Origin of the sequence: Algoriphagus aquaeductus (assembly GCF_003253485.1) — a bacterium.
Lineage (GTDB): Bacteria > Bacteroidota > Bacteroidia > Cytophagales > Cyclobacteriaceae > Algoriphagus > Algoriphagus aquaeductus.
Window position 1 is genome coordinate 23,661 of the sequence record NZ_QKTX01000004.1, and the last position, 26,281, is coordinate 49,941.

Sequence of the window (26,281 nt, forward strand, 5' to 3'; positions counted from 1 at the left end):
ATATCCCATAGAAGTGCCACTAGAAGGTAAGATAATCAAACAAACTGAAAATTGGCAGAGGCGAACCGGTAGCTTCACCCAACCTGACAGTCTGATAATAAAAAATGCCCCCTGATCAAAAACCTTACGGTCCTGAAGGAATTTTACCCGTTTGAAAAATTTGCAGCCGCTATAGAGTACAATTTTTTACATTTGGAAATGAAGCAATCCTTACTCTTATTCTTGTTTTCCTGGATTTGGTTTGGCAATACCAACGCTCAGGAAATCAAAATTTTAACCTACAATATTTTTCATGGCGAATCTCCGGATAAGCCGGGTACTCCAAATCTTGAAAAAATCAGTGACCTTTTTGTTTTGATGCAACCCGAGGTCATTGCCCTTCAGGAGGTGGATTCGCTCACAGGGCGTTACCTCAGCATCTACCCGGATTCCCTGGACCTGATCAAGCGAATGATCCGAGATACCGGCTATCGGGGTTACTTTGCCAAAGCCATGGATTTTGATGGGGGTGCCTACGGAGAGGGACTTCTGGTCAAAAAAGGATCTCAATATCATACCCAAAAACTACCCAATCCAGCCGGTGGAGAACCCAGGGCTGCAGCTTGGGTAAAAGCGGAGCTCAAAACTTTAGAGGAATTTTACTTTGGGGGCACCCACCTTTGTCATGAATTCGAAGCCAATCGTATCGCCCAGGTTGATTCGCTTTTCACCTATGCCGAAACCTTGAACAAACCTGTAATTCTGGCTGGAGACTTTAATTTTACGCCAGATTCACCCGAATACAGCCGAATACCCAGTCATTGGAAAGAAGCCGGTGCAGAAGCCGGAAACACTCAACACACCTATGGAACTGCCGAATCCGGTGCAAGAATTGACTACATCTGGTATGATTCCCGAAAATTTGAACTAGTAGAATACAAAGTTCTGGACTTGCCCTACTCCGACCACTATCCGGTTTGGGCCGTTCTCAGGATGAAAAAAGAAACCCCATGAAAAACAAACTGCTCGCCATCGGAACCCTACTCCTAGCTGCTTCATTTTTCCATTTTTCTGTCAAAAAGGATGAACACAAATGGATCGAACTTTTCAATGGTAAAGACCTAACAGACTGGACTCCCAAAATCCGAACTCACGAATTGGGAGTCAACTTTGCCAATACATTTCGGGTAGAAGATGGTTTGATGAAAGTCCGCTATGACGGGTATGAGAAGTTTGATCAACAATACGGACATATTTTCTACAAAGAGCCTTTTACCTACTACCTGTTGACGGTCGAATATCGGTTTGTCGGCGAGCAATGCCCCGGAGGCGAAGGCTGGGCTCTACGAAACAGCGGGGCCATGCTGCACGGGCAAGACCCAAAGACCATGCTGAAAGATCAGGATTTCCCGATCTCGATCGAGGCGCAGTTTCTCGGTGGAAATGGGACAGACAAGCGCAGCACTTGCAATCTCTGCACCCCTGGAACCCATGTGGTCATGGATGACAAGCTTTTCACTCCTCATTGCATCAATTCCCAATCGGAAACCTACCACGGCGATCAATGGGTAAAAGCCAATTTTATCGTCTTGGGAGACCGGGAAGTTCACCACCTAGTCGGAATGGACACGGTCATCAGTTATTACCAACCTCAAATCGGCGGAGGGAATGTCTCTCCTGTGGACCCTGAGGTGAAAAAAGATGGCAAACTCATCGAAGGCGGCTACATCAGTCTGCAAAGCGAAAGTCATCCGATTGATTTTAAAAGAGTGGCCCTGATTGATTTGTCACCGGTAAAAGACCAGCCGGAACAACTCAAAAAATGGGTAAATGAAGGGCTGAAAGACTGAAAAGCATCCCATTCAAGCACGTTTGCCCGTCTTGCTGAATTCAGATTTGGCAGACGGGCTTTTTTTTAAGGGAAACCAAGGCAAAACGAAATATTTTGGACCATTTCAAGAATAAAATTTGGAAAAATTCCAGAGAATCTAAATTATTTCCCTAAACCCATACCTTTTTCCGACATTTTTTAACTTATCTTCCATGAAAGGATCCGAATGCTAACTAAATAGCCCTTTCGAAATGAAGCTGCTAAAATTTCTAGCCATGATATTTAATATTTTTAGAAAAAAGCGAGATAAAAAGTCCAAAAACGGGACTCCAAAAGAACCACTGCTCAGCACTTCACGGGAGGAATTTGAAGGCACACTTGAGGTAAAAGAGGGGAAACTTCCCGAGGACATCCACGGTGTATTTCATGTTTCTTTTCCTGTGGGTTCGGTCAACTCCGGAGGTCTCCCCTTTCCCAAGAAAAAGGCCAATGGGGAAGACAATCCCGAATATGGAAGTCCCATCATGAACGGAGACGGATTTGTGATTCAACTGGATTTCAACCCAAATCCCAATCCAAAAGTTAAAACCAAACTGATGAAAACCCCTTGCTACTATGCCGATGAAGCGACTAAGGAAGGGACCAAACACCATGGTTTGATGGGCTTTCACAACATGGGAATCACCCGAATGAGCATGGTACTGGGCGGAAGAAACCAACTGAACACTGCTACACAGCCTATAAAATTTAAAAACCAAATCAATGGTAGCCTTCTCGCCACCTACGATGTGGGCCGACCCTATGTCCTCGATCCCAAAACCCTGGAATTGGTCACACCCGTAGGCCGTGCAAGGGAGTGGATGACGGCACAGCCCCCGATGGTCCCTTGGCCATTTGGCTTGATTCAGACCTCGGCCCACCCGGCCTTTGATCCGATCACCCAAGAGCTTTTCACCGTCAACTATTCCAAAAACAAAGGTTCCTACACCCACTTAGAACAATCCCTCCACCACCTCAAGCATAATCGACACCTCTTCAAATCCAAGCTGGAAGCGCTTGCCAATGAACTCGTGGATCATGAAGACACCGAGCAGGTCAAGTCTCGGGTCAATCAGTTTTTTCACCATCTCAATGACCACGTCGGCGGAAAAAAACACGATCCCGAAGAACCAAAGGGAGATGTTTTTATGAATCTCTTGCTTTGGAAAGGAGAAGGAGCCCTTACTTCCTGGACGCTAAGTGACCAAGATGGAAGTAAACTGGCCATCTATGAGTGCATGCATCAAATGGGCCTCACCGAAGACTACATTATCCTGACTGACTGCTCCTTTAAGTTTGCCATGGACATGCTTTTTGACAATCCATTTCCCGAAAGCAAAATCATCGAGCGTCTGATCCGAAGATTGGCTACCGTCAAAATGGAGCCTTTTACCACCACTTATATCATCAAGCGAAGGGAACTCAAGCCTCAGGGAGGGTTTGCGATTGCTTACCGATTGGATCTGCCGATCCCTTTGGAGACGATCCATTACAGCTGCAACTACGCAAATCCCAACGGGGTGATCACACTGGTAGGTATTCACAATGCAGCCACCTGCATCGCCGAATGGGTGCGAACATTTGACATCAGAGCTTTGGACAAGCGACCTGTAGATCCGGATTATTACAGCCTTTTTGCGGTAGGAAGCATGGATATCAGCCGAATCGGCAAGTGGAAAATAGATGCGGAAAAACTAACCCTCCTCACCGATCAATCGCAAGTATACGGCGATGCCGGTAAGTACAATGAAGAAAACTTAGGACCCAATACCTGGGCAATCTCTCTCTATGGCTATCGTGGAATTTTGTCTGCGGATGAGCCGGTCCGGGAAATCAAGCAACTCTGGTACCTCAGCGACGGGACTACAAAAAATCTGCTCACCCAGTTTATTTACAACCTGTACAAAGATTATAAGCATCGGGAAATCGACCTGGAGCTTATCAAAAAACTCACTGAAAAAGAATTGCCTTTTGGCATGACCCGGCTCAACGTGGAGACCATGCAACCGGAAGAATATTTCCAGTTTGACCGGAATGTATTCCCTCGTGGAGTTCATTTCATCCCCAGAAAAACACCTCGTCCAACCCTTGACCCGGAGCTAGACGGCTATCTGGTCTGCCCGGTACAGGTTGGCAATTCCCCGGTGAATCCGACTGCCTACCGCTCTGAATTTTGGATTTTTGATGCCCAAACCATAGCCAAAGGTCCTATTTGCAAGCTGTCTCACCCCAAAATCAAATTTGCATTTACCCTCCACACCTCCTGGATCCCTGAAGCCCAGCCTTCAGACCAAAAATTCATCATTCCGGTCAGATCGGATTATGACGAAGTGTTGAAAAATCTTGAACTTGGAGTGGATCGGAAAATGCTCGAAGAATTCTTCGAAACCCATGTGTACCCCCACTTCAACTAGTCCCATATGATCATCGATTCCCCCCAAATCACAGATCTCGAATTAATTCATGAGAGCTCGCGCAGCCGTATTTTCAAAGGTCAGGCGACTCATGAGGAAGTCTTGATCAAAGAGGATCTAACGGGGGATCAAGGCAGACTCTTCAACGAATCGAGTATTACGGTCAAATCCTTTCATCCTGAGATGAATTCCGGTGTAGTACTCCATCAGGGAAGGTTGGTCATGCTCCGAAAATTCATCTTCGGCAAAAGCCTGAAGGAACTGATTCCAAGCGGAGGAATGGACTCCCATGAATTTCTCCAAATCGCCCTCTTACTGGCCGAAGAACTCCAACACCTTCACCAGAAAAATATCCTTCACAATGATGTCAACCCCCGAAATTTTATCTGCAACTTGAAGGAGCAGTCAGTCACGCTGATTGATTATGAGTTTGGCTCTACCATCGAAAATCTGGAGCTTCAATACGAGCAAAATCCCCAGCTCATCGGCACCATGGAGTACATCTCCCCGGAGCAGACCGGGAGAATGAACCGCAAAATTGACTACCGGAGTGATTATTATGGATTGGGGGCCACTTTTTATGAAATGATCTGCGGTCGTCCTCCTTTTCTGGAAGAAGATCTGTTGAAATTGATCCATTGCCACCTGGCGATAGCTCCGCTCCCTCCTTCTGAATTGAAAAGGAGTATCAGCAAGCCGATAGACCAAATCATCCTCAAGCTGCTCTCCAAAAATGCAGAAGACCGATACCAATCCATTGCAGGCCTGCTTTCCGATCTCAATCTGGTTCTGGATTTGGAAACCTCCCATACCCGAATCAAACATTTCAGGCCGGGACTCCAGGACATCTCTTCCCGACTCACGATATCCCAAAAACTATACGGAAGAGAAGCTGAAGTCAAGACACTCGAACTGGCCTATGCCAAAGCGCTGAAAGGGGAAAAAGTATTGCTGACCATTTCGGGACAAAGCGGGGTTGGAAAAAGTATTTTATGCCAGGAGCTATACCGCAAAATCAGCGGTAACAGTGGGTTTTTCCTTAGTGGAGCGTTTGATGTGATGGACAGGCAGACCCCCTATTTGGCATTTGAAAAAGCATTCCGCCAATTTGCGGATTGGCTCTTGATCTCTTCTCCGGAAACCCAGCAACTCTGGGCCGACCGAATCAGAAAAGAAACCAAGGGTCTCGGCCGAATTCTTTTTGACTTAGCTCCCAACCTCGAACTGATCCTGACCGATCAGCCTGAACTCTTGCCACTCAAAGGCTTTGAAAATCAGCAACGCCTCCAGTTTGCCATCAATGCTTTCCTCCAAAGTATAGCCCGGGAAGATGCTCCCGTGGTCTTGTTTCTGGATGATTACCAGTGGGCCAATGAAGCCGCAGTGGAACTGCTCAATTCGCTTCTGAGCAATTACGGATTGAAACACCTACTTTTGATTGTTGCCTTTCGGGATCAATCCGGGCATTTTGATAATTCGCTCAAAACCACGCTGGACCAACTGCTGAGCGGAAATGAACCCTCGGCCCAGGTCCACAGCTATCAACTCCAACTTCAGCCTCTTCTGAGAGAAGATGTCATCCAATTGCTGTATGACACGCTGAAAGCCAGCGAGGAAGAAGTCCGGGAGTTTGCCGTTTTGGTACATTCCAAAACCAAGGGCAATCCTTTCTCCATCACCAAACTCCTCGAGCTGCTTTACAGCCAAAAGCTATTGACATTTGATTACCCCAAAAACCGCTGGACCTGGAATCTTCACCTGATCTATTCCCTCAACCTCAGCGATGAAGTCGTCGATCTACTTTTGGATAAAATCAGGGAATTGGATCAAGATGCCTTGACCATGGTCAAAATTGCTTCCGTATTTGGACTGGAGTTTTCCATTCACCAGCTCGAAATGATCTCGGGTCAGGAGGCAGCGGCTATCCACCGGTTTCTCTGGCCTCTGATTCAGGAGGGATCTTTGGTGCCCGTAGGCAATGATTACCGATTTATACCCGAATACTATTCTGAACAGGGAAAAGATGTCAGGTTCCGCTTTGCTCATGCGAGGATCCAACAGGCGGTCTATTCCCTTTTGGAAGGAGAAGAAAAAGAAAAGCGGCATTTTGAAGTGGGAAAGATCTTTCTCGATCGGTTGACCGACAGAGAATTGACTGAAAAATCCATCGAAATCGGCACCCACCTCTCTCTGGGCTATTCCTTTCTCAAGGATTCGGCCCACAGCGAAAAAGCAGCCCGGATTCTCCTCCAGGCAGGAAATAAATCTGCCTCTTCGGCAGCTTTTGAATCCGCTCTTCAGCTGACTATCAAAGGACTTGACCTCCTAGAATCGAAACTTCCTCCGGCTGAACGATTCTCCATTTCTCTCAATCTGCTGGAGTATGCTTTTCTCATCAAAAACGAAGAAAAACGACAACTCTTCGAAAACCAAGCCTTTGGTTTGGCCCAAAGTCAGACCGACCGGATTTTGGTCTATGAGGTCATTGTGAGATCACTCTCCTACGCCAATCAGCCCCATAGTGCTATTTTGATCACGCAAAAAGCGCTGCAAGAATCCGGATATCAAATTCCGGACAAAGCTTCGACCCTGCAGATCATCTGGGAAGCGGTCAAAATGCAGTTTAAGCTTCCTTCCGGAAAAATTGCCAAACTCAGCACCCTGCCCCGAGCTGAAGATCCTCAAATCATCGCTTTGTTTAAATTGATTTCGGCCGCTTTCCCTGCCTATTATTTTGCCAATATCGAGACTTATCCTTTGCTGATTTTCCTGATGCTCAAGCTGACCCTGAAGCATGGCTTGAGTCCGGAATCCCTGGTCGGCATCGCCAGTTATGGGATCATTCGGGCATCAGCAATGAACAAACCGGCAGACGGATACCGGATTGTACAAGAGTGTCGAAAACTGGTAGAGCATGAGGATTTGAAAAAATTTGCAGCCACAGTCAAATTCATCCATGTTTTTTTTGTCGGCTATTTATTGGAAAACTCCAACGACTCCATTCCAGTTGCTGCCGAAGGTTATCAAAATGGCATTGCAACCGGTAATATGGAGTATGCCTGCTGGAATCAATTCTTCCAGGTGGTGGTGGATTTTCATATCGGAAAAGATTTCAAAAGCCTCCACCAAGATACCGAAGAGCTGATCAGATTCTTGAGGCAATACAATTTTTCGAGCCAGGAAGACATGATCAAAGGGATTCTGAACAGCATCGCAGTACTGAAAGCCGATGCCAAAACCTATCCCGAAAAACTCGATGAACTACTCCAAAACAAAGAGCCTGAATACATCAAAGCCAAGGAGGAAAAAAACAAAGTGTTCCTCTATACCTACCATGGGTTCAAAGGAATTACTACGCTATGGTTTGGAAAAAACGAAGTAGCGTTTGAACATTTTCAAAAGGCAAAGGAGTTTTCCAAAAATCAGCCACTGGATGTTTCCCTTCAATATTTCGAGCTATGCCGGGGGCTAAATGCCGCCTATTTGCTCTGCCAGTATCATCCCTTAGTCAAGCGGGAAGCACTGCAAAAGGTGCTCAAACAAAGCCTGAATCATTTCAAAAAGATTGAGGCCATCAACCCGGAATTTGGAAAGCCGGTAGGACAGTTTTTACAGGCTATTCTCCGTGGACAACACACCGGATCTGTCAACCAAACTCTGGTCGAGGAGGCCATCCGCCATTTTGAAAAACTGAATCAGCCTAGGTATTTGTTGTTGCTCCACGAAGTATACAGCCTTCAATTGGCCCGACAAAACCATCCCAAAAGTGAAGTCCACCGAAATCAGGCAATTAAGCTGGCCAACCTACTCCAGTCACCTGGAAAAGTCCATCAGTTGATTTTGGAGGATCCACAAGCGGAAAATACGCAGCAGACGAACTCCGGATTTTCCGGGCAAAAAACCTCAGGCTCTATCGAACTCGCCTCCATCGATACTCTGACCCTGGTCAAAACCATGGATGCCCTGATCAGTGAAATCAAACTGGAATCCTTGCTGGAAAAACTGATCACCTATGCCATGGAAAATTCAGGGGCACAGGAAGGTCATTTTTTGATTAATCGAAACGGGGAGTGGATTGTAGAAGTATCTACCTTGGCCAATCACAGTCTGCACACCCATTTTCCCAAAACAAAACTCGAATCCTATCCTGAAGTGAGCACCGGCCTGGTCAATTTTGCCAAAGCTTCCAAAGAGCCGGTACTTTTAGGAGATGCAATCCACACCAAACCCTATGATTCAGATGAGGTCGTACAGCGAAAAAATCTCAAATCTGTTCTTTGCATTCCTTTCATCAGTCAATCGAAAATTTCCGGGATGATCTACCTAACCCATAGTCAGACCGGCAATGCCTTTCAAAAAGGGCATATCAGTCTAATGAGGCTGATGGCCGGGCAAATTGGAGGAATCATAGAAAATGCCCTCTTGTATGAAAACCTGGAAAACCTGGTCCAGGAACGGACTCGGCAATTAGAGGAAGAAAAGCAGAAAAGTGACTCCCTGCTCCTCAACATTCTTCCTAAAGAAATCGCCTCCGAATTGATGATCAATGGAGAGGCTGCAGCAAGGCACCATGAAAATGTTTCGGTGATGTTTATCGATATCAAAGACTTTACTACGGTGGCCCAGGCGATGACTCCCGATCATTTGGTAAAAAATCTCCACCAGTTTTTCACCAGGTTTGATGAAATCATGGAAGAATATGGATTGGAAAAAATCAAAACCATCGGTGATGCCTATATGGCAGCCGGGGGAATCCCCACCCCCTCTGCTGACCACGCAATTCGGATGGTCAAAGCAGGTTTTAAAATTCTGGAATTTGTTGATGCTTATAATCAGGAGCGGAAAACGATCGACCAAGCACCATTTGCCATCCGAATAGGCATTCATTCCGGCCCTGTAGTGGCAGGAGTGGTGGGGACCAAAAAATTTGCCTATGACATCTGGGGTGATACTGTCAATATCGCTTCCCGAATGGAGAGCAATTCTGAACCGGGAAAAATCAATATCTCCGATGACCATTACAGGGCAATTGCCGGCCATTTTGAATGCCAGCACCGGGGAGAAATACCCGTAAAAAACAAAGGGGCGATGCACATGTATTTTGTGAATCACCCCCAATCAAAGCTCTCCTGAAATACGATTACACTCTTACTTTGGTTGTCCCTCCTCCATTAAGCGTAATATCGACCGGCTTGTTGGTTTTCCAGTTCCCTCCTGTAAAATCCGGCACATCGATCGAGTTGGATCGATTGGCCACCGACCACTCACTAAGCGGAGTGATACAGCTCCAAAGTGCGGCATCATACACGTCCTGATCAAGCGGAAGGCCATTTCTCAGGCAGTCAATCAGTCTCCAATCCATCATAAAGTCCATTCCACCGTGTCCGCCGATTTGTTTGGCAAGCTCGCCTACTTTTTGGACGATTTCGGGCGTATATTTTTCTTTTAGCGCCATCATTTCGTCTTCTTTCATCCAATTATGGCCTTTGGATACTTTTTGATCGGGGTACTTTTGGGCATAGCCTTCTGTCCCGCTGACCACATGAAGTCTGGAATAGGGACGAGGTGAAGTCACATCATGCTGGATCATAATCGATTTACCCTTTTTGGTCTTCACCACCGTAGTATTCATGTTACCTCGATAGTTTTTGGTGGCGTAGTCATTCCAAAACACATCCTGCTCGGCCAGTTCTTGTGCCTTTTTCTTCATTTGAAAATCTGCTGAAGAGACCGAAGTCAGGTAATCCATCTGATCTCCCCGATTGATATCCAAAATCTGGCAGATCGGACCCAGGCCATGCGTGGGATACAAATTTCCATTTCGGAAGTTTTCCTCCAGTCTCCACATGCCCTGATAGCCTTTTTCCTTTGCAAAATTGAGCGAAAGCAAATCATGGATATAAGCTCCTTCGACATGCAGTACTTCCCCAAAAAATCCCTCTCGGGCCATTTTCAGGGTCATGATTTCAAAAAAATCGTAACAGCAATTTTCCAACTGCATGCAATGCTTTTTGGTGCGCTCAGAAGTCTCTACCAATTGCCAGCATTCGTCCAGCGTACGGGCAGCGGGCACTTCTACGGCGGTATGCTTTCCGGTTTCCATGGCAAAAACTGCCATCGGCACGTGCCATTCCCAAGGGGTGGCGATATAGATGAGATCCAGATCAGGACGCTCACACATTTTTTTCCAGGCAAAGGCACTTCCCGAGTAGAGTTCCGGCTTATGGATGGTGCCTTCGAGCGATTTTTTGGCCTTTTCGGCCCGCTCGGGCAAAAGGTCACAGAGGGCTTTGATCTCTACCCCTTCGATTTTGCTCAGTCGATCTACTGCTCCAGGGCCTCGCATACCCAAACCCACTACTCCAATTCGGACCGTCTCGATCTTTGGCGCAGCAAATCCGCACATATTGAAGGATTGAACCCGACTCGCTCCATACTTTGCTTCCAAAGGAAGCTGTTGAAACCCATCGGCCAAGGCACTGCCTGCTCCAAAAAGTCCTAATCCCGCCAAACCGGTGGACTTCAAAAATTCTCTTCGTTTATTCATAGCACTGGAATATTTTTTGGTGTTTTGCAGTGGCTATTTACTAAAAATTTTAAAAAAGTCCGTACCGACTGTCAGAAAGAAAAAAAGCCGGAAGCAATTACCTCCGGCCTTTCCCTCAATTTGAAAGCACTATCAATTATCTATATTCCAAACCACCCTCAGGCGGACTTAGTCTTGCAGGTATTAATTCCAAACAGGGCATAAAGCGGACAAAAACTGATGACACTGGTCAGGACAAAAACCCCGACAATCACCAGCGCAACAACACCCAGAGTACCGTCGACGACGCCAAGAAAATACAGGGCAGTTAACACGGCCGCAACCAAGAGACGGATCGACTTATCGATATTTCCCATGTTCTTTTTCATGGCGTCGTGAGCTTAGGTAAAGAAAGGACTGTTTGGCTTTAAATCTGAAGTAAAGCTACGCCCAACCACCTTAAGCAACCATGACAAAAGTCACAAAGAGGGGTGATTTTCAATGGAATTGATTCAACCTAATTCCTCAGAAATTAGAGATTTTATCTTCTCTAGCGAAATTGAGCTTTGTTCGCTTTTATCGTAAATAGATAACAAAAAAATCTTGAAATCAGGAAAAAGGACGAAAGTGATCACTCTAGCTCCGGCTGATTTCCCTCTGCCTTTGGATTGGATAGCCATGCGAATTTTAAAAATATCACCCCCGAGGGAGGTACCCATTTCGGGATTTTCTTTTAGATTTTTCGCCAAAATCCTTATCTCGTTTTTAAGAGAAGGATATTTTTTCGAAAGTCTTTTTGCTTCCTTTTTGAAGTTTGAAGAAACTAAAACTTCAAAGCTCATTTAAAAAGTCTTCAACAGGTGTTCCTTTTACTTTGCCTGCTTTAATTTCCTTAAGTTCCTGAAAACCATTTTTCAGATTTTCCACAACTTCCTCATCTGAATCTCCTAATTCAGATCTAACAGAGTCGAACCCAAGGCTATGGACAAGCTCCATAAAGAACTTATACTTTTCCTCAGGCACTTTTATGATTACCTCTTTCATTGATTTGCTCGTTGGATTCATAACTGGAATTTAGTCGAAAATGTCTCAAAAATTAAAATTCAATCCGAAAAATACGCTTTCATCACTTTTTCCGCCTCCTTCCCTTGAGGAGTAAAATCAGGTTCGCGATCATGTCGCTGCGGATACCACTTCCAAAAAAATACCCCAGCCAACCAATCCTTTTTCCAGGCAGTTTGAAAAAATGCCTCATAACAAAGCGCCTGAACTTGCTCCGAAAACTCAGTCTCACGGCGTTCATTAGGCCACACCCAGGGTTGTACAGCGGCATCAACCGTATTGCAATAGCCGATTTCGGTGAAAAGAACCGGTTTTTTGAATTTTCGGATTACCTTTTCGATCGATGGAAGGTGGGAATTCCAAGACTGAGTAAGTTCCTGAAGCGACGGGTTATGATTTTTGGACAAGGGAAAATAGGCCTGCACCCCAATATAATCCAGCGCATCCCAGAATTTGACCTGCTCAAACTCGGTGAAGTTGGCGGCATAGGTCAATTTTCCGGAATACACTTTTCGAACTTCAGCGATCACAGCCCTCCATTCTTTTTCCTTGGTCGAAGTCTTTTCAAGCTCTGTTCCCACACACAGCATAGGCATTTTCAGCTCCTCCGCCAATCGGGCATAGTCCAGAATAAACGCTTGATAGTTGGCAAACCAGCTTTTCCAGTCTTCTTCGGATTGCATCTCGATCTCTCCTACCCAGCCTTCCCTCACCCAGAGATGGGGCTTCATCATATTCATCATTCCAAATTGGGAAGTAGAATCAATGGTTGATTTGATTCCAAGCGGAGACTCTCCCCACCAGCGGCGCTCATTGCTCATGTCCCAACGGATTTCCGGGGAATGCTTTTCAGATTGCCAACCGAAAGGGGTTTGAGAGAGGGCATTTGCACCTGTGGCAGATAAGGTTGCCACTTCTCCCCCGGCAAGCGGCTGCCTGCTGCCTACCCAACAGACGCCTTTCCACTTTTCTTCTGCCTTGATCAATTCTTCTTCGGGAAGTGCCCACCAACCTAGGGCAAACAAAAAAACAAAGCCCACTGAGCTGAACAGGTATTTTGCATGTGCGGGCTTTGACATCGATTAATTTTTAGGAAGGGCTTCGACTCGGATATTTTCCAGGTTGATTTCAGAAAGTTTCTCTAAGCTTCCCGCTTCAAAGAGCTCCTGCATCCTGTCGAGTGGGGTGTCTTTATCAGCAGGTTTGTAATTGAGGTAGTTTTGGAATCGGATTCCACCCACTTCCTGTACTCCACTGACTTCACGAAGCCTCACTCCACCCCCATCGGTAAAGTACAGGTACGCCATGTAATCCATCAGGTGATCTTCCTTGCCAAACCAGTACAAAAACTCATCCTCGTAGTGATCTCCTCCGCCTTCAGCTTTGAATGTTACCCGGATGAGGTCGTATTTCTCTCCTTTGATCTCAGTCTCACCAACCAGAGTTTTGACCGCAGCAGGGTCATTGAGTCCGTAAGGTAAAAAAGCAAAATAAGCTACGGAATTGACCGAACGCGAAAATGCTCCGATTCGCTCTTCGGTAAGTGTATCTATTTTCACACCATTGACTGTTCGGGTAAATCCGGTGTTGTTTAATACATCTCGCACTGTCCCAGTAGAGTCGGTAAACTCACGGATGTATTCATAAGCAGTAGGAGACTTGAAAATGGTGTAATGTATGTTGCGAAAATCAAAGTCGATTTTCACCTGCTCGTAGGTGTCGCCACCATGCGCTTCAATGGCGGCATCGACGATTTTTTCTGCTTCTGTTCGCTGCTTGCAGGAAATAGCTGAAGCAACAATAACCAACAAGAAAAGAAATTGGGTGATTTTCATAGTCTTAAAGATAAGGGGAAATATGCTGGAAATTCAGTTGAAATACATAGAGATAGAATTGAAATAATAACTCCTTCAGAGTTAGAAATGCTTAAAAATATCTCGCGAAGTATATTTCACCGACCGAAGGGAGGTGTATCTCCAGTGTATCTCACTAGTATTTCAATCTTCTTTCTACTGTTTTTCAACCTGATACTCTAAATACCGATACTCTGCCCGGAGAAACAAGCGTTCGCCTTTTTCATTGACTCGCCAGCTTTCTCTGGTGCCGTGCAACTTGAGTCCCTCCACATCTTCTCCGGAAAGGTCATAGACCAAACTGCGGTGATCTTTGAGTTGAACTTCATTTCCGACCATCAAGAAAGTTACGGGATCAAAAAAGTACCACCAGGTATCCGAATCCTGACCATAATCCACGCGGATGGATTCGACTTCGGCACCATTTTCAAGCGTTCGCTTTCCTTCATAAATCAGCTTTCCCCCTTTATCCATCAATTTCCAAGGCTGAGCTACGGTGTAAAAAGCAGCATCAAAATCCTTCTTTTTGGCCGCTAAAAAGCCCTCGTTTTGCACCTCATTACCGCCCATTTGATAGCGGATTTTAGCTCCATCCCAGTGAATTTCGTGCTGAATGCTATCCTTTTGCCAAGTGATTTTTCCTTCGAAAAAGGGCTGAAACCGAAACTCATGCCACTGATCGAGTTCGGATTCTATGTTGCCGTTTTCGTCCAAAAGGCGGGTCCATTTCCGGAATTTAAGTTGGGACAGATTCTCCCAAGCTTCCTGACCTCCATGAGCTTCGATGGATTTTTCCAACAGGTCTTGGGCTTGCTGCTCAGGGCTTTTGGTACAAGCAAATTGAAAGGCTAAAGTGAGTAGAAGAAGAGTTCGAAGGAATAGTTTCATAAAGCGAAATTATAGGTTTTAATCATTTGAATTTTCTCAAAAAAGTAGCCTCAGAATAGTTGTCGTGATTTTTACAGACAGAAATTAATTCATATCAAAAGAACCGATTTTTTTTAACCACATAGGCACATGGAAAACATTGCATAAAGAATTAATAAAAAAGCTATGTGACTCCTATGTGTCTATGTGGTTTTGTTCCTTTTAGAAAAGTAATCCAAATAGATTCCCAGAACTACCAGACCATACTCCAAAATCAGAAATATAGACTGCTCTTGGAAATCAACATTTCCATAGGCCTGATAGGAGAAGATCGCTCCTAAGCTCCAGAGCAAAACCGTCAATTTCCCCCGTATCACACTCAATCCCAAAGCCGGTAAAATATACCAAGGATGCACAACGGGCTGAAGCAGCAGATAAATCAGGTAAATCAGTACCATCAAATCAACGAGTTCGAAGAGGGATTTTGGTTGCCTCTTCCGGGAAAAATACCCGATCAGGATAACTGTAGACAAACTGAGGATTTTCGTCAAAAAAGCGATCGTATTATATCCCTCAATCCAATACCCCACTTCACGAAGCAAGTAATAGATCGAGGCGTTAAACTCAAATTTGCCCTGATACAATTTGATACTTTGGGCAAAATTGACCCACGATTCATCGATCAAAATGGGAATGAAACAAACGATGACAGCAAGTGTAGTTCCAACCCAAAACCGGACCGATTTTCTCGATTTCTCAAAAGCCAAAAATGCCGGACCTAGCATCAGGGGAAGTAGCTTCATCCCAATCGCCAAGCCCCAGAATCCACCGGATAAGCCCAATTTCCCTTTTTGTATTGCACAAATCGATGCCAAAAGAAACAGCAGCACCAAGCCCTCAAAATGAAGATTTCCCGTGACTTCCATAATCACCAAGGGATTAAACCAATACCAGAAGATTCGTTTGACCGAAAACTGAAACGCCATCAACAACTTCCAAAGGAGTATAAAAACGCCGATTTCGCCCAACAGTAAAACTAGGCGAAGGACATAATACCCATTCCAAACAAAGCCCATCGAAACTTGGGCTCCCAACCAGAAAATCGCCTGATTGAGCGGTGGATAGACGGAATAATAATCGGGAGAATTCAGGTTCTCAAACAGAAGATTTCTGTAGGCATTATCAGGATCAACGTTTCCCTCTTGCCATTCCCGAGGTGTTTGAACGTAGGGATTCTGGCCGATTTTAAGCATTTCTCCATCCCAAAGGAATCGAACAAAGTCATCTGACCACTGAGGAGCAAATGGAAAAACAGCCAATCGAAGCAGCAGTCCTGCGAATAACACCTTACGAAACCTGAGCTTTTCTCCTGCTAAAAAAAACAGCCCGGCCATTCCTGCAAAAGCCATCGAAAACAGCAAAAAAGTCAAATCAAACGCCTCTCTCGGCACTTGTGAAAGAAAAAACAAGATTATTGCCATCGCTGTAACGATGGCGTATTTTAGACTTGTTTTGACTGATGAGATCAAAGCCCCAAATCCTTTCTCAAAGGTTCGTACACTTTCTCATTCTGCTTCCAATACTCAAGCAGCTGCATATTGGTACGGGTTGCCATGGTCACTTCCTGTTTTCCGTCTGATTTGGTCCAAGTTTCGGTGAAACCTAAGATCTCGAAAGGAAAAAACTGCTGGTAGCGGATGGAGATTTTTCTTCCAATCTTGGAATAAATGACCTCGATTTCACCTTGATTAGACCCCAGATCTTTTTTGGAAAGTGTCGCTTCCTCAGCCTTGAGTGGAATGTGCGAAAAGCGCTGAAAAATCAAGCTTGGAATCAATTTGATATTTCCCATGGGCACTAGGTCCGGATTTAACCGGATCAGATTGAAAAGCTCCTCTTCGGCTTTTGCATCTATTTTCGATTCCACATCGCCTTCCGATTCGAAATAGGAAAACAGCTTGGCGTTGTATTTTCCGGATTTGAAATTGAGCTGGGTGAAGGACTGCCCGCACCATTCGGTTACCGAGGATGTCAATTTTGGGGAAGAAACTTCCTCATAGACAGGCGTAAAAACCGAAAGCATAGTGTGATAAGGATAGACTCCAGTTACAAAATCCCGGGTCATGTTCAGTTTCAACACCTTTTGAGCATCAGAAGGTCGATCCTGAGGATTATCGAGCTTGACTTGTTTGGATTTGGAAAAATCCTCCGTCACAAAGATCATCACCGCTTTTCCCGGCCGAATCTCTCCATAGCGACTTTGCTGCAGGTCAAAGACATTGATTTCCGCCTTTCCCTGATACCAATACTTGGCGAATTGCTCTTCTTCTACCCCTTCTCGGCCGGAGGAGCTGCATGCTGCAAAAAATGAAAGAATAACCAAAGCCAAAATCGGCTTCAGGCCTTTAATCGTCTTTGGCGTCAAATTGCTTAATGAGTTGCTCGGTTTCATCTTTGAGTTTAGGCAAGTTTTTAATGGAAATCCCCCAAATGGTTTCTGAAGAAACAGAGTCATAACCATGAATGATTCTATTTCTAGTATCCACAATTTTCCTTGAATTAGAAATTTCTATTTCAGGATGTGCTTTTAGGATTTGATTGACCGCTTCTCCGATGATCTCAATATTTCGCTCAACCGCCTTCTGGGTTTTGAGATCCTTTTTAAACTCAAAATAATCTCTGGGCATGGGCAAAAAATCAAAAATTTGGTCAACAGCCGTCTTTATATCCAACAACCTACTCAAGATCTTACCCTTCATAGATCATCATCTTGGAACGCTCGATTTCCTTTTTGACCACGGGATTCAAATCCGATCTCTCTTCCAACAAATCCACCGGTCTTCCAAGGATTTCTTCCAAACCGAACTTAAGATTGAAATATTTTTCGGAGTATTCCAGTGGATCATTCTCGTATAAATCCACAATCAAATCCACGTCACTTTCCTGCCCAAATCGATCAGTCAAAACCGAACCAAAGGCATAAAGAGACTTTACCCCTTGGAGTTTGCAAAGCTTTTGGATCGCCGGAAGGTAGGGTGAAAGATTTTGCATGGCTTGGATCAGTTGAGTTTTACCAATAACGAAATATCGTAAAAATAATCTTATACCCCGCCCCAATCACTCCTTTGACCGTGCCGCTGACTTTGGAGACTCCGATGCGCTTGCGATAGTTGACCGGAACTTCGGTATAGCGAAGGCCAGCTTTATGGGCTTTGATCTGCATCTCGATGGTCCAGCCGAAGTTTTGATCGATCATATTTATGTCTAACAGTTTTTCCCATACAATCGCCCGAAAAGGACCCAAGTCGGAGAATTTAGCCCCTTGGATGAACTTCATCATCGTCGTTGCCAGCCAGTTGCCAAAGACCTGTGGAAAAGTCATGGAACCGCTTTCGCGTTGCCCCAAGGCTCTTGACCCGATGACCATATCGGCTTTTCCATCCAAAATCGGCTGCACCAAATCGCTCATTTCCTCCGGAAAGTCGCTATAGTCTCCATCCAAAAACACCACGATATCCGGCTGGATTTCCTGATTTTTGATCCAATCCATGGCCGTCAGACATGCTTTTCCATAGCCTTTTTGGGCTTCGAAGACGACTTTGGCTCTTGCAGCTTCGGCTACTTTTCCGGTTTGGTCTGTCGAGTTGTTATTGGCCACGACTATGTGACGGACAAACTTTGGAATCTCGGCAATGACTTTTGGGATGGACTTTTCCTCGTTGTACGCGGGAATAATGACGTCAATAATCGGCGGGTGATTCATGGAATGATTTATCGACCGAGGCCGTAGGATTTAAAGGAGGAAACAAAGACCAAGGTATAGCCGAAGGCGAGCATGGCATGAAAGGGCAGGAAAAGGAAGTTTCCCTCACGGAAAGCTAATCCCACCATCACCCAAAATACCATTGCCAAAAGCCCTTCAAACCACGTGGTAATCGGCATGCGATGAAGGATGTATCGATTGGAGCTCAAAGAAACTTTCCCGGATTCAAGATTGAATTTTGGGGTGCGGATAAAGGGGGATTTTTTCCCGGTCAAACCTTCCCAAACCGCTTGCGCATTGTGCAAGGCGAGCCCCATAGAAACTGAAAGGAAAAGCGGCAATTGCCAAATCACACCGAAAAAGGAAGACAAAAATGACTTTCTGGCAATAAAATACGAGGCCAGATACACTCCGGCAATCAGGACAAATCCAATCAGAAAAATCCCCGAAAGTCGGACCATCCACTCGGGAATCAGCCCCTGCACTCCAGCCCACCAAACCCCAATGCTACTCAAACTGGTCAGCAGCACCGCGATGAAAATCGTGGAATTGAACAGGTGGGCAAAGGAATGAAACTTGATCCGAAAGGGTAAATTTTCCTGACTCACCTTTCCGGCATGCTTTACAGCACATTCGGCACCGCCTTTGGTCCAACGGAATTGTTGGGATTTGATGGCCGACATGATGGGTGGGAGTTCGGCGGGCGATTCGATTTCAGGTCGATAGACAAACTTCCAGCCTTTTCTCTGAGCACGATAGCTCAAGTCCAAATCTTCCGTCAAGGTATCGTCGTGCCAGTTGCCCGCATCGAGGATGCAGCTTTTTCTCCATATTCCTCCCGTGCCATTGAAATTGATAAAAGCTCCCTGCCGGTTTCTTCCCATCTGCTCAATGAAGAAATGCGCATCCAAGGCAAAAGCCTGCAATCGGGTCAGGAGAGAATAGTCTCGGTTCAGGTGAGTCCATCGGGTCTGAACCATCCCGATTTTTTCGGAAGAGAAAAAAGGAATAGCCTTGAGTAGAAATTCCGGATCGGGTACAAAGTCCGCATCGAAAATGGCGATGAATTCTCCCGAAGCTTGCTTCAATCCTTCACGAAGTGCCCCGGCCTTAAAACCTTTTCGATCTGTTCGATGTAAGTAGCGGAAGTTGATTTCAGGGTATTCTTTGAGTTTGGCTTGGATCAAGTCCACCGTCTGATCGGTACTGTCGTCGAGAATCTGGATTTCCAGCAATTCTTTCGGGTAATTCAGCTTTGCGGCAGCATCAATCAGGCGCTCGACGACATAGAGTTCATTAAAAACGGGAAGCTGAATGGTGACTTTTGGCCAAGTCGAAGGAATAACCTGAGGTGTGGAAGCCCATTCTTTTCGGGCTTTCAGAAAATGAAATAACAAATGCCCCTGGGCCAAACTGTAAATCAGGATAAATAGCATTCCCAAGAAATACAGTCCGCAGCCAATATAAAGGAAAATCATTTACGCGTTGAGCTTGATGGAGTCATTGCCGATGAGGATCGGCAGGTCAGCAATTCGGTTTTCTTCAGGCCCATTTTCCAACTTCAACACCCCACGAGGACACACGGCAGAGCACACACCACACCCAACACAGGACGAACGCACAATGTTCTGTCCACGCTGCGCATAAGCACGGACGTCAATTCCCATTTCGCAATAGGTCGAGCAATTGCCGCAGGATATGCACTGACCTCCGTTGGTCGTGATTCGGAAACGCGACTTGAAGCGCTGCACGATCCCAAGGTAAGCTGCCAAAGGACATCCAAAGCGGCACCACACCCGGTTTCCCATAAATGGATAAAATCCCGTCCCCACTACTCCTGCGAAAGCTGAGCCGATCGCAAAACCATAAAACGAATGTAGCTGATTGGTGACATTGCCCAAAAAGCTGAAGCCGGAAAAGTAGTTGGCTATCGTCACAGCAGTCATCACCACGGCCAAAACCAGGACGCTATGAATGATCCACCGCTCGTATTTCCAGGCTTTTAGCGATTTGTCTGAAAGTTGCCGAAAAGGATCTCCAACCGTCTCCGCCAAGCCTCCACAACCGCAAACCCAGGAGCAATACCAGCGCTTTCCATAGAAATAAGTGAAAACCGGCACGCCCACGATAATCAGCAAAATCCCCCAAATCAACATAAACATGCCCATTCCTCCACCGGAGAGAAATGTCGATATCTGGTAATCATAAAAGAAATCGTAGTCGAGTGGCCAGATATTTTTGAAATCGTAATAAGGCTGATTGAGCAAAACCAAAATCTCGGGAATCAAGAAGGCAAAAGCAGTCTGAAAAAACATGACTGAAGCGGTGCGGAGCTGCTGGTATTTGTTGCCCCGATATTTTCGAAACATTCGCACTCCCATTACCAATATTGCGAGTGTATACACCATTCCATACAAAAACCACTGACTGGCAGGACCGCCCGAAAGCATTCTGGAAATCGGCTCCACCATCCAAACCAAGTTGACCAAATAGGCTGGAAACCAATAAAGCAAGATGTAAAACAGAATCAAGTAGCCTCCGGTAATCATCCCCAGCCAACCCCGATTTTTGAGTTTGGAGTGGAAAATTCCGTTGTTTTTAATTCCTGAAGGTTCATCGGAATACTGCCTGAAATTGTACAAATAACCTCCCAATACAGCCAATCCGATCGACAAACCCAACCAAAGCCAGGGATTCTCTGTGACCGGACTGCTTACCGAGGCTTTGGCCAAGGCAAATCCATAATCATCCCAAATCACCTGATCCCAGAGTTGCTGGGCTTTCAGGTTGTCATTGTAGGTGTTGAAGTTTTCTCCAAAAGCGGATAGGAATGAGAAATTGGAACCAAACTCCTGCCCATACATCGGAGCGAGGATCTCAGTCATTTTCTCCTGATGAATTTCTTTGGTATTGGCCAAAACCAATTCCTCAGAAAGCGTGTAGGTACCCAAAAAAGGAACCACCGTAAAGACAGTCAACCCGATCAGAAACAATCCCAACCCTATTTTTTCGATCGTCTTCATACGCTTGCTCCGAATAGTTTTTGGATAAATGATTTCTTGGCAGGCTGGAAGTTGCCTCCGAATTGCGCCTTGAAGGCTTTTTGAATCTCCAAGTAATAAGGAGCAAAAAACTCCGGATCGAAGTTGGCTTTATCCAACTTGGCGATCACTTTTTCTCCAGACCATTTTTCGCGGACTGCCTGATCGAAAAACTCATGCCGAAGCCGGAATCCGAAATTATTGACACCTAGAATACGGCCATCTTGATCCATCAGCATTCTGAAGCAGACTTTTCCGGAGGAATGCTCCCAATAAAAACTATTGACCTCCGAATCCTTCCAAGTCGAAGGAACTGTGCCATAGGTTTGGTATTCGATATCCAGGAATTTGGCCGAGTTGAACCAAATTCCGGGTTGGTAGGGAACAGGTTTTTTGCAAAGATTATGTGCCAAAGTCTCTCCGTGCATGCGTCCGGTATACCAAACTTGCTCGATGGTCCTTCGGTCTACAGCAGGCGGATTTTCAAATTCCGCACAGTCACCAATGGCATAGACATCCGGGATATTGGTTTGAAAGAAAGCATCCACTTTCACTCCTCGATTCACCTTCAATTCGGTATTTCTCAGAAAATCCACATTCGGACTTACCCCTGCGGTCAATCCCACAAACTCACAGGAAATTTCTTCTCCTTTGGAGGTAATCACAGCCCGAACCCTTCCCCCGGAATCTGAAAGAATTTCCTTCAATTCGGTCTCCAAACGTAAGTCAATATGATGCTCGCGAATGTGTCTACCGACCAATTCGGACTCTTCTTTGGGAAGAACATTGTCCCAAAATCCTTTTTCTCGCACCAAAAAAGTCACGGGGATTTTTTTGTAAGCCAGCATTTCGGCCATCTCAATCCCGATCAATCCACCGCCTACAATGACTGCCCGCTTCACTCCCTGATGCGTATTTTTCTCCATCTGATCCAAGTCCTGCCTGGAATACAAGCCCTGCACACCCTTTAAGTCTTGACCCGGCCAACCAAATTTATTGGGTTTGCTACCCGTGGCGATGACCAAAACATCATAGGTCAGCTTTTCACCTGAATCAAAAACCAAGGTCCTTTCACCAAACTCAACCTTCTGAACCCAAGCCTTCTTTAGCTCAATTCGATTTTTCTCCCAAAACCAAGACTCATAGGGTTGAGTATGTTCAAATTTCATGTGGCCCATGAAGACGTACATGAGGGCCGTTCTGGAGAAAAAATACTCAGACTCACCGGAAATGACCGTAATGCGGGTATCCGAATCCATTTTCCGAACGTGTCGGGCCAGGGTAATTCCGGAGATTCCGTTGCCGATAATAACAAGATGACGAGCAGGCATAAGGGTGAGTTGAAGGCAAAAGTTACCCAAAAATTCGGGTTACTCGTTGAGGTTCCAGTTGTAATCCAAATGGGAAATCTTTGCGCTGGATTTGATTTTTACTTTGGAGTATTGATTGAGAAAATCGATGAGGCTTCCCTTCTTCGTGAAATCACCTTTGAACCAAAGGAAAATCGATGAGATCTGTACTGCATCTGGAGTGATTTTGTTCCGGGTAGGATCGTTAATAAATGCTACAGCGACCTTTTGCAGTTGGGAATCAAGCTTTTCGGGCACAAAAGCTTCATTCAGTAAAGGAGGACAAGAAACCGAAGCGCAGTTGATCGCAAAATGAATTCTGGGCTCGTCAAATTCCTTTCGGATAATCGAGTGCTCAATTTCATCCAAGCTGGATTCTACTCCTCCGATTTTGAAAAATTTGTAGTGCCAGACATCTTTGATTAGCGGTATTTTCAGTTTGGGTCCCAAATCCCGAATACTTTTCGTGGGGTAATTATCGACGATCAATTTGACCGTAAACGCATTATAGGCATTAATCCAGTAAGCAAGTTGCTGATTTTTAGACCAGGTTTTTCTGTCAGGGGCGTTTTCAGAAAGAAGCTTGGTGTATTGTTCCAGTTTTGCTTTGTCCTTGATGAATCCTTTATAATCGACCATACCATTGGGCTTCACATGGGCCTTGACCAATTGATCCCAAATCTGATGACTTGGAGGAGTAGTGCCCGCCATGCCCAGGGAAGAGCTCTGGCAGGAAAGCAAAGCTGATAACAAGAACAGATAAATAAAATTGATAAGCAGTTTCATTGACTTTTAATTTCCTTGAAATACGAAGCTTAGGAAAGATAAGATGATCTGGTATCAGAAATTGTCAAACAGCTGACATTACCGAATCAGTAGACTCGTTCCCCTTTCTCCAACCAGATCCCCCAGGTTTTCGAATAGGTATGGACTTTTTGAGTGGGCTTTCCATTGCTTACGACCGGTTTGCCTTCATTGACCCAATGGATGATGCCACCATAAAGGTTGTACACTTGTGCAAAGCCTTCTTGTTGGAGCTTTTTGCCGATATCCTGTGATCGAGCCCCTACTGTGCAGTAAATAATCACCGGCTTGGATTTGTCCAAACTTGCCACATTGCTCAGGGAAAACGTATCATATCCTACCCATTTGGCACCTTGAATATGGCTCACCTCAAACTCACCCTTTTCTCTCGCGTCCAAAATTTGATAGTCGCTGATTTTTGTGACTTGTTCTGGCTTGATTGTAGGAAAATCCCCATCATAAAGTCCGGAGAGTAAGGTCCGATAGGCAAGAGATTGGCCCCAAGAAAATCCGGAAATGAAGCATAGCAGAAAAAATAAAATTCGGGTCTTCGGAATGACTTGATTGCTCATGCGATGAAAGTTCATAATCCGAAAACCCGAATTTGCTTGCTCAGGTTCTGATCAGGCATAAAAATCTGAAAGCCTCGCCAGACCTCTCCGGTCCTTGACGATGATTTTTTTTCCATCGAGATCGATAAGATTGTCCTTTTTGAATTCGGAAAGCAATCGAATCACCGATTCGGTGGCCGTGCCGACGATTCCGGCAATTTCCTCACGACTGAGGATGAGGTCAATCTTCTGGGATTCTCCACCTTCTACTCCATAGCTGGAAGCCAATTGAAGAAGCACAAAAGCCAATCGCTCCCGAATACTTTTTTGAGTGGCATCAGTGAGCTTATCCTCCATTACTCCGATTTCATGACTGAGTTGCTTAGTCACTCGCTTGAAGAATTCAGTATTTTTCAACAAGGTATTGAGGAACGATTCTTTGGGAATAAAGCAAATCTTGGCATCCTCAATGATCATGGAGGAATTAGTATAATTTTCCTCACCTAACAATGCGGCATAGCCTAGAAAGTCACCTTTTTTCGCCAGATGGAGGATTTGCTCTTTCCCGTTTGATGCGGTCTTATACACCTTCACCACACCGGAATTGATGCAGAAAATCCCCAAAGGTTTGGTTCCTTCATAGTAGAGGATTTGGCCCTTTCTGTGGGAAATCAGGTTTTTATGATCTGAAATCGTACAGAGCTGGGATTCAGGAAGTGCAGCAAACATTGAGTGCTTTCGGCTGACGCAAAGTTCGCAGGGAGTATTGTGTGAATGGTTACTCATATCTTTAATTGCCGGGTAAAAATCACAGTTTTAATTTACTAAAACACTGATTAAAATCATAAAAACCAACTAATTACTTTGGCTTATGAGGTAAATCAGTGCTTTGAACCAATTTTTGTTCAGCTTCCACCCAGGAAAACACCAAATGCTTCAATCCATTGCTCAAAATAAGGTGTGGGCATTGGATTTTTTGGTGGTAAGTCATGGCTTGACGCAGTACATTTTCATTGAGACTGATCTCCGGTGCCTTACACTCAATCAGCAAATAGGCTTTCCCTTCCCGGTCAAAAACCACTAAATCGGTTCTTTTTTGAAGCTGATTGTATTTCATCCCTTTTTCTATCGAAACCAATCCTGCAGGATAATCGAGATGTCTGATCAAATAATGGATCCAATGCTGCCTGACCCACTCCTCAGGTGTCAACAATAGATTTTTTTTCCTCAAAGAATCAAAAATCAGAAGCCTTCCATTAGATTCCTGAAGATTGGGCTCAAAAGAAGGAAGGTTGAGATGGGGTAATTTGACCAGTGGGTCCTGTCCGGAATTCATAGCCCAAAGATGGCCAATTTACCACTAGAAATCGCCAGAATCTGACTTGTAATCAGTTAAAATCTAAGTAAGGTACAATTTTATCTACCCAATCTTTTTTGAAGATTTTTACTTTCAATAAATCAGAAGCCTTAGAAAAATCACCATTTTGTTTTCGATAAGCAAGGATCACTTTTGCTTCCTGATAACTGACATAGGGATGCTTGGCCAATTCCTCCAGCTCCACGCGATTAATGGGTATTTTTTTGGTAATGACCGGAGAAAAATCAAAGTACTCCCAGATTGCTTCAATGGTTTCAGGTTTCAGGCCATAGATTTCCTCCAGTTGGGCAGGAGAAACAAATCCCCCCAGATTTTCCCGGTATTTGATTATTCTTCCTGCAGTAGATGGTCCGATTCCGGGTACAATTTGTAATGTAACTGAATCCGCTTCTGCAAAGTCGATTCGGTTTATCCGTTCTGCCACCTTGGGAAGAGCCGCTTTTCTGGCAGTATCTTGAGGGTTGAAAGTGGGCAAGGGAGAAGCTACCAAGGTAAATCCGGCCTCCTCAAGACTGTCCAATTGGTGCAAGTATTGCCGGTATATCAATTCGGATTGCTGATGCTTAACGTAGCGAATCACATTTGGAATTAACCCGAGAATAACCATCAATGGAATCAATAAGACCAGCCCCCTGGACTCTTTTCCGGAAAATCCCAGATAGGTTTTAAACCAAAAGTACAGTCTGCTTTTCATAAAAAAGTGCAATAGATTTATTCAATAACGGATAAGTTAAGAATATTGGCATATTTCACCAAACAGCTGGAAATTTGAATTCTAAAGGCTAAAAAATTATTTAGATCGATTCCAAATTATACAAGGCTTA

At 45.0% G+C, this 26,281-nt stretch carries 24 protein-coding genes; 4 read left to right on the forward strand and 20 right to left on the reverse strand.

The window, feature by feature from the left end; all coding sequences use genetic code 11:
- Window positions 1-198: 198 nt before the first annotated feature.
- From CLV31_RS06405 to CLV31_RS06420, 4 genes are all read left to right on the forward strand, one after another.
- The gene (locus tag CLV31_RS06405) at window positions 199-993 is read left to right on the forward strand and encodes an endonuclease/exonuclease/phosphatase family protein (protein WP_111392063.1); all 795 of its coding nucleotides are present in this window, start codon (window positions 199-201) and stop codon (window positions 991-993) included.
- Window positions 990-1,829, forward strand: a complete 840-nt coding sequence (locus CLV31_RS06410) for a 3-keto-disaccharide hydrolase (protein WP_111392064.1) — start codon at window positions 990-992, stop codon at window positions 1,827-1,829. Before CLV31_RS06405 ends, CLV31_RS06410 begins: the two co-directional genes overlap by 4 nt.
- 256 nt (window positions 1,830-2,085) lie before the next feature.
- The gene (locus CLV31_RS06415; protein WP_181452581.1) at window positions 2,086-4,263 is read left to right on the forward strand and encodes a carotenoid oxygenase family protein; all 2,178 of its coding nucleotides are present in this window, start codon (window positions 2,086-2,088) and stop codon (window positions 4,261-4,263) included.
- A 6-nt stretch (window positions 4,264-4,269) separates the two neighbouring features.
- Complete coding sequence (locus CLV31_RS06420) at window positions 4,270-9,396, forward strand: adenylate/guanylate cyclase domain-containing protein (protein ID WP_111392066.1); 5,127 nt, start codon at window positions 4,270-4,272, stop codon at window positions 9,394-9,396.
- A 7-nt stretch (window positions 9,397-9,403) separates the two neighbouring features.
- Here CLV31_RS06420 and CLV31_RS06425 read toward each other — a convergent pair whose 3' ends face one another.
- The 20 genes from CLV31_RS06425 to CLV31_RS06520 form a co-directional block, all read right to left on the reverse strand.
- Window positions 9,404-10,810, reverse strand: coding sequence for a Gfo/Idh/MocA family protein (locus CLV31_RS06425; RefSeq protein ID WP_111392067.1), 1,407 nt, complete (start codon window positions 10,808-10,810; stop codon window positions 9,404-9,406).
- 158 nt (window positions 10,811-10,968) lie between these two features.
- The gene (locus CLV31_RS06430) at window positions 10,969-11,178 is read right to left on the reverse strand and encodes a YgaP family membrane protein (protein WP_111392068.1); all 210 of its coding nucleotides are present in this window, start codon (window positions 11,176-11,178) and stop codon (window positions 10,969-10,971) included.
- A 123-nt stretch (window positions 11,179-11,301) separates the two neighbouring features.
- Window positions 11,302-11,631: a type II toxin-antitoxin system RelE/ParE family toxin gene (locus CLV31_RS06435; RefSeq protein WP_111392069.1), complete on the reverse strand. Its 330-nt coding sequence runs from the start codon at window positions 11,629-11,631 to the stop codon at window positions 11,302-11,304.
- Entirely contained in the window at window positions 11,621-11,854 is a 234-nt protein-coding gene (locus CLV31_RS06440; protein ID WP_111392070.1) for a hypothetical protein, read from the reverse strand. The genes CLV31_RS06435 and CLV31_RS06440 overlap by 11 nt, the downstream gene beginning before the upstream one ends.
- 38 nt (window positions 11,855-11,892) lie before the next feature.
- Window positions 11,893-12,930, reverse strand: coding sequence for a glycoside hydrolase family 113 (locus tag CLV31_RS06445; protein ID WP_245943338.1), 1,038 nt, complete (start codon window positions 12,928-12,930; stop codon window positions 11,893-11,895).
- A 3-nt stretch (window positions 12,931-12,933) separates the two neighbouring features.
- Entirely contained in the window at window positions 12,934-13,686 is a 753-nt protein-coding gene (locus CLV31_RS06450; RefSeq protein ID WP_111392071.1) for a DUF6503 family protein, read from the reverse strand.
- 174 nt (window positions 13,687-13,860) lie between these two features.
- Window positions 13,861-14,592 (reverse strand): hypothetical protein, encoded by a 732-nt coding sequence (locus CLV31_RS06455; RefSeq protein WP_111392072.1) that lies wholly within the window; start codon window positions 14,590-14,592, stop codon window positions 13,861-13,863.
- Window positions 14,593-14,774: 182 nt separating this feature from the next.
- Complete coding sequence (locus CLV31_RS06460) at window positions 14,775-16,052, reverse strand: glycosyltransferase family 87 protein (protein ID WP_146250873.1); 1,278 nt, start codon at window positions 16,050-16,052, stop codon at window positions 14,775-14,777.
- A 44-nt stretch (window positions 16,053-16,096) separates the two neighbouring features.
- Window positions 16,097-17,023, reverse strand: coding sequence for a hypothetical protein (locus CLV31_RS06465; RefSeq protein WP_245943339.1), 927 nt, complete (start codon window positions 17,021-17,023; stop codon window positions 16,097-16,099).
- Window positions 16,977-17,330 (reverse strand): HepT-like ribonuclease domain-containing protein, encoded by a 354-nt coding sequence (locus CLV31_RS06470; protein WP_111392074.1) that lies wholly within the window; start codon window positions 17,328-17,330, stop codon window positions 16,977-16,979. The genes CLV31_RS06465 and CLV31_RS06470 overlap by 47 nt, the downstream gene beginning before the upstream one ends.
- Complete coding sequence (locus tag CLV31_RS06475) at window positions 17,320-17,622, reverse strand: nucleotidyltransferase family protein (RefSeq protein WP_111392075.1); 303 nt, start codon at window positions 17,620-17,622, stop codon at window positions 17,320-17,322. Before CLV31_RS06475 ends, CLV31_RS06470 begins: the two co-directional genes overlap by 11 nt.
- Window positions 17,623-17,641: 19 nt before the next feature.
- Window positions 17,642-18,334 carry a glycosyltransferase family 2 protein gene (locus CLV31_RS06480; protein ID WP_111392076.1) on the reverse strand — a complete coding sequence of 231 codons (693 nt, stop codon included), beginning with the start codon at window positions 18,332-18,334 and terminating at the stop codon, window positions 17,642-17,644.
- Window positions 18,335-18,342: 8 nt separating this feature from the next.
- On the reverse strand, window positions 18,343-19,812 hold the full coding sequence (locus CLV31_RS06485) for a cellulose synthase family protein (RefSeq protein WP_111392077.1): 1,470 nt from the start codon (window positions 19,810-19,812) through the stop codon (window positions 18,343-18,345).
- A complete protein-coding gene (locus CLV31_RS06490; protein ID WP_111392078.1) occupies window positions 19,813-21,357 on the reverse strand; it encodes a 4Fe-4S binding protein in 1,545 nt (514 codons plus the stop codon).
- Window positions 21,354-22,706, reverse strand: coding sequence for an NAD(P)/FAD-dependent oxidoreductase (locus tag CLV31_RS06495; protein ID WP_111392079.1), 1,353 nt, complete (start codon window positions 22,704-22,706; stop codon window positions 21,354-21,356). The genes CLV31_RS06490 and CLV31_RS06495 overlap by 4 nt, the downstream gene beginning before the upstream one ends.
- A 39-nt stretch (window positions 22,707-22,745) precedes the next feature.
- A complete protein-coding gene (locus CLV31_RS06500) occupies window positions 22,746-23,510 on the reverse strand; it encodes a DUF547 domain-containing protein (protein WP_111392080.1) in 765 nt (254 codons plus the stop codon).
- An 86-nt stretch (window positions 23,511-23,596) separates the two neighbouring features.
- A complete protein-coding gene (locus tag CLV31_RS06505) occupies window positions 23,597-24,100 on the reverse strand; it encodes a rhodanese-like domain-containing protein (RefSeq protein WP_111392081.1) in 504 nt (167 codons plus the stop codon).
- A 51-nt stretch (window positions 24,101-24,151) separates the two neighbouring features.
- Window positions 24,152-24,865, reverse strand: a complete 714-nt coding sequence (locus tag CLV31_RS06510) for a Crp/Fnr family transcriptional regulator (protein WP_111392082.1) — start codon at window positions 24,863-24,865, stop codon at window positions 24,152-24,154.
- Window positions 24,866-24,938: 73 nt separating this feature from the next.
- Entirely contained in the window at window positions 24,939-25,415 is a 477-nt protein-coding gene (locus tag CLV31_RS06515; RefSeq protein WP_111392083.1) for a type I restriction enzyme HsdR N-terminal domain-containing protein, read from the reverse strand.
- Between the two features lie 52 nt (window positions 25,416-25,467).
- Entirely contained in the window at window positions 25,468-26,151 is a 684-nt protein-coding gene (locus tag CLV31_RS06520) for a ComEA family DNA-binding protein (RefSeq protein WP_111392084.1), read from the reverse strand.
- Between the last annotated feature and the right edge of the window lie 130 nt (window positions 26,152-26,281).